The sequence below is a fragment of the Streptomyces sp. NPDC059785 genome (genome assembly GCF_042732375.1).
GTDB lineage: Bacteria > Actinomycetota > Actinomycetes > Streptomycetales > Streptomycetaceae > Streptomyces.
The window spans coordinates 80,223-93,531 of the sequence record NZ_JBHWHV010000031.1; the positions used below are offsets into that span (position 1 = coordinate 80,223).

The window sequence follows — 13,309 nt, forward strand, 5'->3', positions numbered from 1 at the left end:
ACGGCGTCAGGCAAGAGGCGGGTACCCCCACGCCTGTGCGAGTTCCAGCAGACGTGGCGGCAGTTCGGTGTCCGGGCCGGCCGTGCGGCCGGGCTGGACGCGGCCGGACTTGATGGTGCTGGACCAGTCGCCCAGCTGGGGACGGAGGGCGCCGTGATCCTGGTCGCCGTAGTCGAGCATGCCGGGCTCCCAGGGGACACCGAGATAGCCGCAGATGCCGCGGGTGACCAGTTCCGCCTCCGCGGTCAGCTCCTCGTACCGGATCGTGTGGGCGCCGAGACGGCAGCGCGCCTCCTCCAGCTTCTCGCAGTAGCCGAGGACTTCGGCCCGGATGGCCTCGTGGTCGGGATCGGTCCGACGACTGGTCAGTGACGCGATGACGGCGCCCGGGTGCCGCAGCAGGACGATGTGGCGCGCGTTCGGCCAACATCGGTGCAGCCGGTCCCAGATGAGGGTGTTCGCCGGGGTCTTGTCGACGATGATCTCCTTGCCGCTGCGCGTGAGCTCATGGTGCAGCACCCGGTCCCACAACATGTGTTCCAGCTCGTCCTTGTCGAGTTCGAGCTCCTTCATGGCTGCCGCGGAGAAGTCACGGGACAGGTGGACGTGAAGGGTGCGCAGGTGCATCTCGTGCGGGGCCCGGATCCGGCTGTGGCTGTTCAGCAGCATCCGCAGCAGCGTCGACCCGGACCGCACCGAGGAGAGTACGAAGACAGGCGAATCCACCAGGCGCGGAGCGGGCGGGGCGGTGTAGGAGGCGCCGGCGTCGGGTGAGACGCCGGCGCTCCGGGGTGTGGGGATGGCGTTCAAGGACCCGCGCGGCGGGCTCACGGCCTGCATCATGAGCCTGCCGCGGCGCCTCAGTCCCTTGCTGATCGCCGTCATCCGGGGGTCTCGCACGGTGACACCTTTCTCTCGCGCAGTGCCTTCGCATCCCAGGGGCGGCAGTTGAACGAGAGATGACGCAGAGGAGAAGCGGTGCGGGTGCGGATGCTCACACAACCCCGTTGACCAGGCTTTCTATGGCTTCCTTAGAACTTCCTGAGGCCTCGGACAGGGTGCGGGGCCGTAAGCCTCGCCGGGCGTCGACCTGCCCGGCGCGGGGCTCAGCGGCGCGGGTCGAGCACCCTGCGCAGTCGCGGCGTCAGCCGGTCCTCCACCAGCTTGTTCAGCAGGTAGGCGAGAACGAGCATGGTGAGAACGGTGAGCGGGAACACGGCGTACGCCGGAAGGTGCAGCTTCTGGTGGTACGCCTCCACGGCGACCCAGCCCAGGTGCTCGTGGACCAGGTAGAAGGGGTACGTCAGCGCGCCCGCGACCGTCAGCCAGCGCCAGTTCACCCGGTTCAGCCAGCCGAGGGCGATGGCGGCGACAGCGAGATAGCCGAGGGTGACGACCAGGATGATCCCGGACGAGGAGCGGTAGGAGAAGAAGTCCGGGTTCGGCTCGTGCCACAGCCGGTCCACCGCGTAGTGCTGCCCGATCAGCCAGCTCACGCCGACGATGCCCCAGGCGTACGCGTCCCGCCGGTCGCGGTGGACCAGGTAGAGGCCGACGCCGCCGATGAAGTACGGCGCGTACTCCGGCATCAGCACGATGTCGAGCAGCGGCTGGTTCGCGGCCTCGGCGATCGCCGCCGCCAGTGTCCAGCCCGCGCAGAACAGGATGACGCGCTGCCGGCTGGCGCCCGGCAGGACGATGCACAGCGCGAACAGCGCGTAGAAGCGGACCTCGGCCCAGAGCGTCCAGCAGACGCCGAGCACCCGGTCCACGCCCAGCGGCTGCTGGAGCATGGTCAGATTGAGCAGGGCGTCGCTCGGTGAGACCGCGTGGAAGGCGACCACCGGCAGTGCGAACACCACCGTCACGATGATTACCGCGGCCCAGTAGGAGGGCAGCAGCCGGGAGGCGCGCGAGGCGAAGAACGCGCGCAGCGTGCGTCCCCAGCCGCTCATGCAGATGACGAAGCCGCTGATGACGAAGAAGACCTGCACACCCAGGCAGCCGTAGGCGAAGTACTCGTGCAGGGTGGGGAACTGGATCTTGGGGGAGCTGCCCCAGGCCTCGGCGATCTCGCCGTCGCGCCCGCCGTAGTGGTACGCGGCGACCATCAGCGCGGCGATGAGCCGCAGCCCGTCGAGCGCGCGCAGACGGGGCGCGTGCTTCCGGGGGGCCATGCTCGGGGGGACGACGGGTACTTGGCCGTCAGGGGTCCGGCCGTCAGGGGTCCGGCGGTCAGGGGTCCGGCGGTCAGGGGTCCGGCGGTCAGGGGTCCGGCGGTCAGGGGTCCGGTTGTCAGGGGTCCGGCCGTCCGGCGCGGATATCGGCAGCGGCGCTTCCACCGAGGCGCTCATCCGCGGGCCGACCGCTTGAAGGAGCGCGCCCGGCGGGCCACCCGGCGGACCGTCGCATTGCGCGGGATGAAGGCGAGCTGCGCCGGGACCGCGCCGGGCAGCGCCAGCGAGGTCAGGCGTCGTCGCTTGAAGTAGCGCCAGGTGTGCTGGTCGAGGTGGTGGGTCAGATACCGCTCGGCGGCCGGGCGGAGGTCCGGATAGATCTTCGGCTGCATCGCGAAGCCGACGGCCCGCACCAGTTCACTGAGGGCCGGCACGTCCATGCCCTGGCGCCGCTCGGTGACGGCCGCCCGGTCCGACAGCGCGGGCAGCAGCGCGTCCACGACGGTGACCGGGATCCGGTTGCTGTTCTCGTACGGCGTCAGCCGCTCCAGGAGCGACTCGGTGCCGATCCGGGCGACCGGCAGGCCGTACAGCGCGGACGCGGTGAGCAGCGCGGTGGAGAAGCAGCCGACGACCAGGGCGGGGCGCATCCGCTGGTAGAGCACCTCGGCCAGGACCGGCGTGTCCAGGACGGTCAGGTCGGCGCCCAGGCGCTCCGCCTCCTTCTCCAGCACGCGCGACCAGCGGGCCGGGGCGGTCGGGTGCGGCTTGAAAACCACGCGGGTGTGACCGAGTTCGACGGCGCCTTTCAGCATCCGTACGTGCAGGTCCTCCTCCTCCTCGGCGGTGAGGATGCCGAGAGCGGACAGGTACTGGCCGAGCAGCAGCGCGGGCTCGTCGACGGCCGGCAGCTCCGCTCCGGTGCCGACGAGTTCGCCGAGGACCTTCAGGAAGGCGTCCGTCGGCACCAGCTCGGGCTCCACCCCGAACTCGGTGAGCAGCAGGGGCTTGAGGTCCGCCACCAGGTCCAGGTGGAGGAGGCGGTCGATCCGGGTGCCCACCAGCGGGTCGATCTTGTTGCGGGTGGGGCCGTAGCTCATCAGGCCGTCGGCGTAGACGGTGACGGGCGCGCCCATGAAGATCTGGGCGACCCCGAGGGCCGGGTTGACCTGGATGGACTCGACGGCCAGCTCGATGTCGTCGTCCCCCAGGTTCCAGGCCAGCCGCAGATGCCGCTCCCACAGGGGTACGTCGTCGGGCCGGGGCGACCAGCCGCCCGGGTGGAACGGCGAGATCGTCTCGTTCCAGGAGACGACCTCGTCGAAGCGCCCGCGCAGCTGCTCGAAACCGGGCATCGCGTCGACGGACGGCGTGGTCTCGGGCGTCGCCGCGTTGTTGGAGACGAGCAGGATCCGCCGGTCGGCGGGGCCGAAGCAGTCGGAGTCCAGGGCGGCGGCCAGCGTGGCCGTGCCGTACAGCGTGGACGTCATGAAGATCTGCGTGGTCACGCGGCCACCCCCGCGGCCGGAACCGGACGGCGGCGCAGCCGGCGCAGACGCGTGGCGCGTTCGATGTCCATCGAGTCGAGGGCGTCGTCGAGCATGTTCTGCGGCATGCGCCGCAGGGCGACCGCGCTCATCGACTTCAGTTTCCGTGCCACCGGTGGCTCGAACCTTTCAATGGATCCCAGGTGATGGGAAATGATGGCGCAGTAGGTGCGTACAGCCTTCGGCAGCAGCCGAGCGGCATCCGGGTCCTCGGCGGTTTCCTTCACCACCTGGTCGAACGCGCGAATGAAATCGAGCTGCCGCACGTCGCCGATCTGCGTCAATGAGGAGGCCACTCCACGCCGGTAGAACACGCCGAGCAGCCCCACCGTGGCGAAGGACTCCGCCTCCCGGTGCAGCTTCCAGATCCACGGCCGGTCCTCGGCCGTGCGCAGCCCGTCGGTGAAGTGCAGCAGCCCGCGGTCGACCAGCCGGCGGTGGTAGATGCCCGCCCAGGCGTATGCGTAGTCCACGGAGGTGGACCGGTCGGCGGGCAGGATGGCGTCACGCGGACGCATCACGACGCCCCGCCTGCCGTGCGGGACGCGGTGCACGGAACGGGCCCGCGCGGTGCACTGGACATGGTCCGTACGGACGAAGTCGCACCCCAGTTCCTCGATGGCGGCGACGAGTTGCTCGTAGTAGCCGGGGGCGAGCCAGTCGTCCCCGTCGAGAAACGTGAGGTACTCACCGCGTGCCGCGTCGATACCGGTGTTGCGTGCGGTCGCCAGTCCTCCGTTCTTCTCGTGTTTGACGTACACCGCGCCCGGGAGCTCGCGCTCCGCACGCGCGAGGATGTCCGGTGTCTCGTCGCGCGAGCAGTCGTCGACGAGGACGAATTCGAAGTCGTCGCGTGCGTTCGCACGCAGACTCTTCAAGGTGTCGGGCGCGTATTGCTGCACGTTGTAGAACGGCACGATTACGGAGAGCTTGACCACCCGTGTGACGTTAGGCGGCGGCCCGGCATTCGTCTTTACCGTCAGTTAGATGGAGGGTGAACGGCACGTGGCGGAACAGTGAACCGGGCTGTATGCCACACGTTTCGGGGCTCGGATCGCTATTCGTCGATGTGCTGTTAACCGTTTGTTGTGTTGTGGTTGGGCCGTTCATCGGAATGGCTTCCTAGCGTCTTCGTCGTGCCAGCAAGTACTACGAAGTCCCTGCGGGTCGCCGTCCTCGCCGATTCAGACACCCGGTGGAAATGGGGCTCGCTCACAGCGAACCGCATCGTATCCGCCCGGGCGTCGAACACGTCCGAAGTGACCGAGTCGGACGTCCGCCTCGACGGCTACCTCCTGCGCGGCCGTGCCACCCCCACCGCGCGCCAGCTCGAAGAGGTCGGCGTCCGCGCGGACTCGCTCCGCGAGGTCACCGGAGTGGAATTCCTGCGTGCCATGGCCGAGGACACGGCCGAGGAGCCGTACGACGTCGTGGTGCTCGCCCTGGTCGGCGGCGCCGTCCAGGCGATGCTGCACGGTCTGGCCCGCGCCTGGGCCGGACGCGCCGAGCGCCCCGTCGTCGTCACCGGCTACGTCGGTGTCGTCTACGAGAAGCTCGCCGACGGCCTCCTGCTGCGGCACGGCGCGGACCTGGTGCTCGCCAACTCCCGGCAGGACGCGGACCGCTTCCGGGCCGTGTACGAGGGGGTCGGCGCGGACGCCTCGTCGGTGACCGAGGTCGCGCTGCCCTTCCTCGGCGGCGCCGACTACAAGGAGAACGACCCGTACACGGTCGTCTTCGCCGCGCAGCCCTCCGTACCGGAGAGCCGCAAGGACCGTACGTACCTGCTGAACCGGCTGGTCCAGCACGCCCGGCTGCACCCGGAGCGCGAGGTGCTGCTGAAGCTGCGCTCCAAGCCGGGCGAGCACACCACGCACATCGAGGAACTGCCCTACCAGAAGCTGGCGGAGCGGGCCGACCCGCCCGCCAACTTCCGCCTCGTCTACGGGCACATGGGCGAGGTCCTGGACCGCACCGACCTGCTGGTCACGATCAGCTCCACGGCGGCCCTGGAGTCCCTGCACCGGCGCATCCCCACCGTCGTCCTCACCGACCTCGGGGTGCGCGAGTCGCTCGGCAACCACCACTTCGTGGGCTCCGGCTGCCTCGCCTCCTGGGACCAGCTCGACGCGGGCCACCGCCCTGAGCCGGACGCCGCGTGGGTGGCCCGGCAGGGTGTCGCGGCCGGGGGGACCCCCGCTGGGAGAGGGCCGTACGAGACGGCCTTCGACGTGGCGCGGGCCCGCATCACCGACCTGCTGAACGCCCCTGAACTCCCGCCCCTCGCCCCCTACTACACGCCCGAGACCGCGCCCGGCTACCTGCCCGGCATCCTCGCTCGCCACCACCTCGCCCCGGACGGCACCCCGCTGCCCGGCGCGCCCGCGGCCGACCGGGAGCCCGGACCGGTACGGCAGATCGTGCGCCGTGCGGCGCGCGGCGCGTACCGCCACGGCGTGCAGCGGGTGGCGCCCGTGATCCGGCGGATGGGCGAGCTGTGAGCGCCCACGGCCGCGCGGCGGACGGCCACGCATCAGCGGCGGCGGGCGGTTCCGCGACGAGCGCCCACGATCCCGCGGGCGAACCCGCGACGAGCGCCCACGGTCCGGCGGCGAGCGCCCACGGATCAGCGGCGGGCGCCCGCGTCCCGATCCCTCCCCAAGGAGTACAGCCAATGTCCAACCCGGAAGCGGGCCGAGCGGACCGAGCGGAGCAGGCGGGCCGGGCGACGCCGGTACGCCGCGTACTCGCGGTGATCCCCGCGCGCGGCGGCTCCAAGGGCGTCCCCGCCAAGAACCTGCTGCCCGTCGGCGGCGTACCGCTGGTCGCCCGCGCCGTGCGCGAGTGCCGGGCGGCACGGCTGATCACGGACGTGGTCGTGTCCACCGACGACCAGGCCATCGCGGCCGCGGCCCGCGAGGCCGGCGCCGAGGTCGTGCTGCGGCCCGCCGCCATCGCCGGTGACACCGCGACCTCCGAGGCCGCCGTCCTGCACGCCATGGACGCCCACGAGGCGCTGCACGGCGCCGAGGTCGACGTGGTCCTGCTCGTCCAGTGCACCAGCCCGTTCATCCTCCGCGAGGACATAGACGGAGTGGCGGCCGCGGTGGTCGAGAACGGCGCGGACACGGCACTGACCGTGGCCCCCTTCCACGGCTTCATCTGGCGGGACGCGGCGGACGACCCGGCGGTGGCCGAGCCGGCCCGTACCTCAGAGGTCGGCGGTGACCTCAAGGTCGCCAGCGCCACCGTCACGGAGGGCGGCTACGGCGTCAACCACGACAAGTCCTTCCGCCCGCGCCGCCAGGACCGTCCCCAGGACCTGCTGGAGACCGGCGCCGCGTACGCCATGGACGCGGCCGGCCTGCGCGAGCACCGGCACCGCTTCTTCGGCCGCACCGAGCCGGTGCGCACCGACCCGGCGCGGGTGCTGGAGATCGACGACCCGCACGACCTGGCCCGCGCCCGCGCGCTGGCCCCCCTCTTCGACGCGTCCCGGCCGGGGGCCCTGCCCACCGCCGCCGACATCGACGCGGTCGTACTCGACTTCGACGGCACCCAGACCGACGACAGGGTGCTGATCGATTCCGACGGACGGGAATTCGTCTCCGTACACCGCGGAGACGGCCTGGGCATCGCGGCCCTGCGCCGCAGCGGCCTGAACATGCTCATCCTGTCCACGGAGCAGAACCCGGTCGTCGCCGCCCGCGCACGGAAGCTCAAGATCCCCGTGCTGCACGGCATCGACCGGAAAGACCTCGCCCTGAAGCAGTGGTGCGAGGAGCAGGGCATCGCGCCTGAGCGCGTGCTCTACGTCGGCAACGACGTCAACGACCTCCCGTGCTTCGCCCTCGTGGGCTGGCCCGTGGCGGTCGCGAGCGCCCACGACGTCGTGCGCGGCGCCGCACGCGCGGTCACCGCCGTCCCCGGCGGCGACGGCGCGATCCGAGAGATCGCCAGCTGGATCCTCGGCCCTTCTCTCGACTCCCTCGACAAGTAAGGAACCTCTCTCTCATGAGCACCAACTCCCGTCTGCGCAAGTTCGGTTCGAGGACCGCAGGGCCGGGTCAGCCCGTCTACGTCGTCGGCGAGATCGGCATCAACCACAACGGCGAGCTCGAGAACGCCTTCAAGCTGATCGACGCGGCCGCCGAGGCCGGCTGCGACGCCGTGAAGTTCCAGAAGCGCACCCCGGAGATCTGCACCCCGCGCGACCAGTGGGACATCGAGCGCGACACCCCCTGGGGCCGGATGACCTACATCGACTACCGCCACCGTGTGGAGTTCGGTGAGGACGAGTACCGCCAGATCGACGAGTACTCCAAGTCGAAGAACATCGACTGGTTCGCCTCCCCGTGGGACACCGAGGCCGTCGCCTTCCTGGAGAAGTTCGACGTCCCGGCCCACAAGGTCGCGTCCGCGTCCCTGACCGACGACGAGCTGCTCCGCGCCCTGCGCGCGACGGGCCGTACGGTCATCCTCTCCACCGGCATGTCGACCCCGAAGCAGATCCGCCACGCGGTCGAGGTCCTGGGCTCGGACAACATCCTCATGTGCCACGCCACGTCGACGTACCCGTCCGTCGCCGAGGAGCTCAACCTCCGCGTGATCAACACCCTCCAGCAGGAGTACCCGAACGTCCCGATCGGCTACTCCGGCCACGAGACGGGCCTCCAGACCACGCTGGCCGCCGTCGCCCTCGGCGCCACCTTCGTCGAGCGCCACATCACCCTCGACCGCGCCATGTGGGGCTCGGACCAGGCTGCCTCCGTCGAGCCGCAGGGCCTGCAGCGCCTCGTCCGCGACATCCGCACCATCGAGGCGTCCCTCGGTGACGGCGTCAAGAAGGTCTACGAGTCCGAGCTGGGCCCGATGAAGAAGCTGCGCCGCGTCCAGGGCGTCGTCGCCGAGGCGGAGATCGCCGCGGCGGCGGGCGAGCCGGTCTCGGTCTGACACCACCTCCGCCCCTGTTTCTCTTCCCTCTCAAGGAAGCGACGGTCATACGTCGATGAGTCCCCGCGCCGCCGGTTCGGCCGGCACCCCGTCATCCGGCAACCAGACGTACGGCACCCTGGCCTTCGTCGAGAGCCCGGTGCAGTTGCTGAACGTCCTGGAGTGGGCGCATCTGAACGCGGTCCAGGAACCCGAACCCGGCGCGGGGCTCACTGCCGTGGCATCGGAGCCCGGTGGGGGACTCGGTGGGATACTCACCCTCGTGGTGCTGTCCCCCACGGACCCGATGACCCGGGGCCAGCTCCGCCGCATGGCCGAGCTGGCCAGGAACGAGGGGTACGAGGTCCGGTGGGAGGAGGCGCGGGGCGGCACGGCGGCCCCGTTCCAGACGATCGGGGGCCTGGCGGGCGCGCTGCGCCGGGCCCGCCGGATCGTCATGGGAGACCCGTTCTCCCGCTACGTACAACTGCTGCTGACCATCACCAAGGCGCGTGACCTCGTCGTCGTGGACGACGGGACGGCGACGATGGAGTTCGTCGGCCAGCTCGCGCGCGGCGAGCGCCTGGTGCGCTGGCACCGGCGGGGCGGCCGTCCCGGACCGCGGGACGTGCTGTTCGCGCCGGTGTCGGCCTCCGCGCGCCGCCGCCTGACGCCGAGCGAGGCGCGGCAGGTGGAGATCTTCTCCTCCATGCCCATCTCCTCGCCCCCGGAGGGCGTACGGGTGACGGTGAACGACTTCTCCTGGACCCGGGCCCGCTTCGGCCCGCCGCGGGTCACCAAGGGCGCCGACCTGGTGGGCACGTCCCTGGTGGAGACGGGCGTGGTCGACCTCGACCGTTACGTGGACGCGGTCACGTCCCTCGCGAAGACCCACGGCGCGACCCGTTACTTCGCCCACCGCCGCGAGTCGACGGAGAAACTCCACCGCCTGGCCGTGGAGACGGGCCTGGAGATCGTCCGCCCGGACCTCCCGCTGGAACTGATCGCCCGCCGCGGCCCCATCGGCCGCACCATCCTCAGCTTCCCCTCCACGGTCGTCCACACCCTCCCCCTGGCCCTGGCGGGAACGGACGTCCGTGTCGCGGTGTGCGACATCGACCCGACGTGGCTGACGCAGAACGCGTCGCCGCGCGCGCAGGGCTTCCTGTCGGGGGTCACGGGGACGGCGCGAGACGTGACGCGGTTGCAGGCGGTGACGGGGGTGGCGTGAGCGGGGCGCACACCGTCACCGGCGGACAGAGCCGCCTTTGACGGCGGATATGAGACCACCCAGAGCCGCGCGAGAGGTCGCCAGCAGCACCTCCGGTTCGTCGCTCTCGCGGAGGCGGAGAGTTCCGTCGGGGGCGGTGGCGATGTTGACGCAGGCGGAGGCTTCCTGGCTGTAGGAGGACTTCTGCCACAGAAGTTCAGACACGTACGGTCCCTTCAGTTCTGTGCTGCCGCTGTGCGGTGAATCAGGTCGCGAGATTCGTCTGCGGGAAGCGCCAGCTTCTCGAGACGGTCGAGGACAACCGTGTAGCGCTCCAATTGTGCTGCGGTGTCGAGGAAATGGCATCCGTGGTCGGTGTCCAACTCCACGGTGTCCAACTGCGGTACAGGACCGTGGACGTAGTCGAAGCCCTGTCCCGATCCGGGGAATGCGCCGTCGCCGAACGGGATGACACGGACGGAGACGTTGTCCAGCTCGCTCATCTCGACGAGGTGGATGAGCTGCTGTGCCGCGACGGTGGGGCCTCCGAGTCGCATGTGGAGCGCGGCCTCGTGAATCAGCGCCGTGTACGGCACGGGCACGTCCTGATGCAGTACGACCTGCCGTTTGATCCGGTACGACACCAAGTGCTCGATCTCGTGCGACAAGCGAGGCGGCACAGTGCTCGTGAACAGCGCTCGGGCATGTTGCACGGTCTGAAGCAGCCCGGGGATGTGCAGAGCGTGTGCCACCCGCAGCGCCTGAGCGTGGTGCTCCAGCTCCGCGAGGTCCAGCAGGCCGTCCGGGAGTTGCCCGCGGTACTCCTCCCACCAGCCGCGGGTACGTCTCCCGGTCATGCCGACCAGCGAGTCGATCAGATCCTCGTCCGAGCAGGCGTAGTTGTTCGCGAGGACCCTGACGCGATCGGCTCCCACCGCATAGCGACCGGCCTCGATGTTGCTGATACGTGACTGGTTGACGCCCAGCCGTGCGGCCGCCTCGATGGTGGACAGCCCGGCACGCTCACGCAGTTTCCGCAGCTCGGCGCCGAGACGCTGCTGACGCAAGGTGGGGGACTTGCTGGGCGGCATCGATTTCCCTTCGGGCTGGACAAGGGAGAGGCGTCTTCACTCACATGAGGGGTGTTGGCCTCTCTTACTCCACATCGTTGGAATATAGGCCAATGACGGGTCTACCGTGTGACTCATTCCGCTCGCCCCGTCCCGTAACCCGGAAGCGCACCGCGTGCCGAGAAGCGCGCGACATGCCACCGCCAGGCCGAACAGTGAGCGATCCGACTCCGCCCCCAAGGAGGCGACATGGTCACCGTATCCCCGCCGTACACCCGGACGTACGCCCTTCACCTGCCCCATGACCCGAGAGCCCCACGCGTCGCACGTATGACCCTGAGAGCCGTGCTCCCGGCCTACGGCCTGACGGAACTGCTCGACACGGCGGAGCTGTTGGCGTCCGAACTGACGACCAACGCCTACCGGCACACGTGAGGCCCGGCGGCCCTGCGCCTGAAAGTCCTCGGCGACGCGGGCCCTCCCGGCGTGCGCGTCAGCGTCTGGGACACCGATCCGTACATCCCGGAGTTCTTCGGGAAGCCTCCCGGACGAGGTGGCCTCCCGCATACCGAGGCGGACGGCGGGCGCGGCCTGGACCTCGTACGACGGTGCGCGGACCGCTGGGGCGGCTTCCGGCTCGGAGGCGGCTCCGGGTGGGGAGGGAAGCTGCTGTGGTGCGAGCTGGGATCCCCCCGGGGCGGCGCGGCCGCGACGGGCGGGGCCGACTGCTGAGGCGCGCGAGCCGGCCGGCCGCCCCCGTCCCCGAAGCGAATCCCCGCGGTGACCATTCCGGCACAGCCGTGAAGGATGGGCGTGGTATCCGTAAAGTACGGGAATGCGCTCGGGGTGGCCGGGCGTTGATCCAATGGAGACCCGAGGGCCCCGCGGTGACCCCGCCCGTCCGCCGGATCACGAGCAAGCCAGGAGGGAGCCGCCCGGAAAGCCGGGCGAGCTTACCCATCCCGACCGATACCTATGCGCCGGCCGGCCAAGTTTCTTACCCTAACGGGCTGAAGTTTTGTTGATCGAGGGTTAGTTGGCCGTTCGGTCGCCCTACCCTTCAGAGGGTGAACCAATTGATGTCCCTAGATTCCGAGGCCGATCCATCCGGGGGAGCCGTGCTCCCCGGCGCGCTGCCTGAAGCGCTGCACGCCGAACTCGTGACCTTCCGTCGCGACTTGCACATGCATCCGGAGCTGGGCAATCAGGAGTTCCGCACCACCGCGGCGATCAAGGCCAGGCTCGAGCGGGCCGGGCTCAGGCCCCGCGTGCTCGACACCGGGACCGGGCTCGTCTGCGACATCGGGTTCGACGACGGCGGTGAGTGGAACGGCGGGCGGTCCATGCTCGCCCTGCGCGCCGACATCGACGCGCTGCCCATCCCGGACACCAAGACCGACTGCGCGTACCGGTCGACCGTGCCGGACCGTGCGCACGCCTGCGGACACGACGTGCACACGACCGTCGTACTCGGCGCGGGGCTCGTCCTCGCCGAGCTGCACCGCACCGGCCGGCTCCCGCAGCCGGTCCGGCTGATCTTCCAGCCGGCGGAGGAGATCCTGCCGGGCGGCGCGGCCGACGCCATCGGCTCGGGCGTGCTCAAGGGCGTCGGCCGGATACTCGCCGTGCACTGCGACCCGAAGGTGGACGCGGGCCGTATCGGACTGCGGCACGGGCCGATCACCTCCGCCTGCGACCGGCTCGAGGTGTCGCTGGACGGCGCGGGCGGCCACACCGCGCGCCCGCACCTCACCACCGACCTGGTGACGGCCGCCGCCCGCGTCGCCACCGACGTACCCGCGCTGGTCGCCCGCCGCGTCGACGCGCGCAGCGGTCTCGCCGTGACGTGGGGCCGTATCGAGTCCGGGCACGCCTGCAACGTCATCCCGCAGCACGCCGAGCTGTCCGGCACCGTGCGGTGCCTGGACCTCGACGCCTGGCGGCGGGCGCCCGACGTGATCCACGCCGCCGTCGACGAGATCGCGGGCCTGCACCGGGCGAAGTCGGAGATCACCTACGTACGCGGTGTCCCGCCGGTCGTGAACGACGGAGTCGTCACCGAGCTGCTGCGGGACGCGATGACCGTCCGCCGCGGCGCCGAGTCCGTCGAGGACACCGAGCAGAGCCTCGGCGGCGAGGACTTCTCCTGGTACCTGGAGCACGTGCCCGGCGCCCTGGCCCGCCTCGGCGTCCGGCCGCCCGGCGACCGCGCCACCCGCGATCTGCACCGCGGCGACTTCGACGCGGACGAGTCGGCCATCACGACCGGCGTCGAGCTGTTCACCGCGGCGGCCCTGCTGGACGCGACCCGGCAGTAGGTGACGGAGCCGGAGAAGCACAGGCGGCGGAGGGGTGCCAGATCGGTGCCCCTTC

The 13,309-nt window shown here is 70.6% G+C and carries 12 protein-coding genes; 6 read left to right on the forward strand and 6 right to left on the reverse strand.

What is annotated here, in order from left to right; translation table 11 throughout:
- Positions 1 to 6: 6 nt before the first annotated feature.
- From ACFV6E_RS23495 to ACFV6E_RS23510, 4 genes are all read right to left on the reverse strand, one after another.
- Complete coding sequence (locus ACFV6E_RS23495) at positions 7 to 900, reverse strand: sulfotransferase family protein (protein WP_385162387.1); 894 nt, start codon at positions 898 to 900, stop codon at positions 7 to 9.
- A gap of 206 nt (positions 901 to 1,106) precedes the next feature.
- Positions 1,107 to 2,177, reverse strand: a complete 1,071-nt coding sequence (locus ACFV6E_RS23500; RefSeq protein WP_385162389.1) for an acyltransferase family protein — start codon at positions 2,175 to 2,177, stop codon at positions 1,107 to 1,109.
- A gap of 173 nt (positions 2,178 to 2,350) precedes the next feature.
- Entirely contained in the window at positions 2,351 to 3,685 is a 1,335-nt protein-coding gene (locus ACFV6E_RS23505; RefSeq protein ID WP_385162390.1) for an alpha-2,8-polysialyltransferase family protein, read from the reverse strand.
- On the reverse strand, positions 3,682 to 4,662 hold the full coding sequence (locus ACFV6E_RS23510; RefSeq protein WP_385162392.1) for a glycosyltransferase family 2 protein: 981 nt from the start codon (positions 4,660 to 4,662) through the stop codon (positions 3,682 to 3,684). The genes ACFV6E_RS23505 and ACFV6E_RS23510 overlap by 4 nt, the downstream gene beginning before the upstream one ends.
- A gap of 198 nt (positions 4,663 to 4,860) precedes the next feature.
- Here ACFV6E_RS23510 and ACFV6E_RS23515 point away from each other — a divergent pair, with 198 nt between their 5' ends.
- From ACFV6E_RS23515 to ACFV6E_RS23530, 4 genes are all read left to right on the forward strand, one after another.
- Positions 4,861 to 6,225 carry a DUF6716 putative glycosyltransferase gene (locus tag ACFV6E_RS23515; RefSeq protein ID WP_385464334.1) on the forward strand — a complete coding sequence of 455 codons (1,365 nt, stop codon included), beginning with the start codon at positions 4,861 to 4,863 and terminating at the stop codon, positions 6,223 to 6,225.
- A 173-nt stretch (positions 6,226 to 6,398) separates the two neighbouring features.
- The gene (locus tag ACFV6E_RS23520) at positions 6,399 to 7,724 is read left to right on the forward strand and encodes a cytidylyltransferase domain-containing protein (RefSeq protein ID WP_385464337.1); all 1,326 of its coding nucleotides are present in this window, start codon (positions 6,399 to 6,401) and stop codon (positions 7,722 to 7,724) included.
- A 14-nt stretch (positions 7,725 to 7,738) separates the two neighbouring features.
- Complete coding sequence (locus tag ACFV6E_RS23525; protein WP_385464340.1) at positions 7,739 to 8,677, forward strand: N-acetylneuraminate synthase family protein; 939 nt, start codon at positions 7,739 to 7,741, stop codon at positions 8,675 to 8,677.
- Positions 8,678 to 8,732: 55 nt separating this feature from the next.
- Positions 8,733 to 9,887 carry a hypothetical protein gene (locus ACFV6E_RS23530; protein WP_385464343.1) on the forward strand — a complete coding sequence of 385 codons (1,155 nt, stop codon included), beginning with the start codon at positions 8,733 to 8,735 and terminating at the stop codon, positions 9,885 to 9,887.
- Positions 9,888 to 9,902: 15 nt separating this feature from the next.
- On the opposite strand, the gene ACFV6E_RS23535 is transcribed toward ACFV6E_RS23530, so the two are convergent.
- Both ACFV6E_RS23535 and ACFV6E_RS23540 read right to left on the reverse strand, forming a co-directional pair.
- The gene (locus ACFV6E_RS23535) at positions 9,903 to 10,091 is read right to left on the reverse strand and encodes a DUF397 domain-containing protein (protein WP_385162400.1); all 189 of its coding nucleotides are present in this window, start codon (positions 10,089 to 10,091) and stop codon (positions 9,903 to 9,905) included.
- Between the two features lie 11 nt (positions 10,092 to 10,102).
- Positions 10,103 to 10,957 carry a helix-turn-helix domain-containing protein gene (locus ACFV6E_RS23540; RefSeq protein WP_385162401.1) on the reverse strand — a complete coding sequence of 285 codons (855 nt, stop codon included), beginning with the start codon at positions 10,955 to 10,957 and terminating at the stop codon, positions 10,103 to 10,105.
- Between the two features lie 228 nt (positions 10,958 to 11,185).
- On the opposite strand from ACFV6E_RS23540, the gene ACFV6E_RS23545 reads away from it, so the two are divergent.
- Both ACFV6E_RS23545 and ACFV6E_RS23550 read left to right on the forward strand, forming a co-directional pair.
- Entirely contained in the window at positions 11,186 to 11,371 is a 186-nt protein-coding gene (locus tag ACFV6E_RS23545; protein ID WP_385464346.1) for an ATP-binding protein, read from the forward strand.
- A gap of 644 nt (positions 11,372 to 12,015) precedes the next feature.
- The gene (locus tag ACFV6E_RS23550) at positions 12,016 to 13,254 is read left to right on the forward strand and encodes an amidohydrolase (protein WP_385464378.1); all 1,239 of its coding nucleotides are present in this window, start codon (positions 12,016 to 12,018) and stop codon (positions 13,252 to 13,254) included.
- Positions 13,255 to 13,309: the final 55 nt, after the last annotated feature.

Bases quoted from the DNA above. Each gene is read 5' to 3' on its own strand.
- ACFV6E_RS23500 (WP_385162389.1), bottom strand. From the start codon at position 2,177: ATGGCCCCCCGGAAGCACGCGCCCCGTCTGCGCGCGCTCGACGGGCTG.
- ACFV6E_RS23520 (WP_385464337.1), top strand. From the start codon at position 6,399: ATGTCCAACCCGGAAGCGGGCCGAGCGGACCGAGCGGAGCAGGCGGGC.
- ACFV6E_RS23525 (WP_385464340.1), top strand. From the start codon at position 7,739: ATGAGCACCAACTCCCGTCTGCGCAAGTTCGGTTCGAGGACCGCAGGG.
- ACFV6E_RS23530 (WP_385464343.1), top strand. From the start codon at position 8,733: ATGAGTCCCCGCGCCGCCGGTTCGGCCGGCACCCCGTCATCCGGCAAC.
- ACFV6E_RS23540 (WP_385162401.1), bottom strand. From the start codon at position 10,957: ATGCCGCCCAGCAAGTCCCCCACCTTGCGTCAGCAGCGTCTCGGCGCC.
- ACFV6E_RS23545 (WP_385464346.1), top strand. From the start codon at position 11,186: ATGGTCACCGTATCCCCGCCGTACACCCGGACGTACGCCCTTCACCTG.
- ACFV6E_RS23550 (WP_385464378.1), top strand. From the start codon at position 12,016: ATGTCCCTAGATTCCGAGGCCGATCCATCCGGGGGAGCCGTGCTCCCC.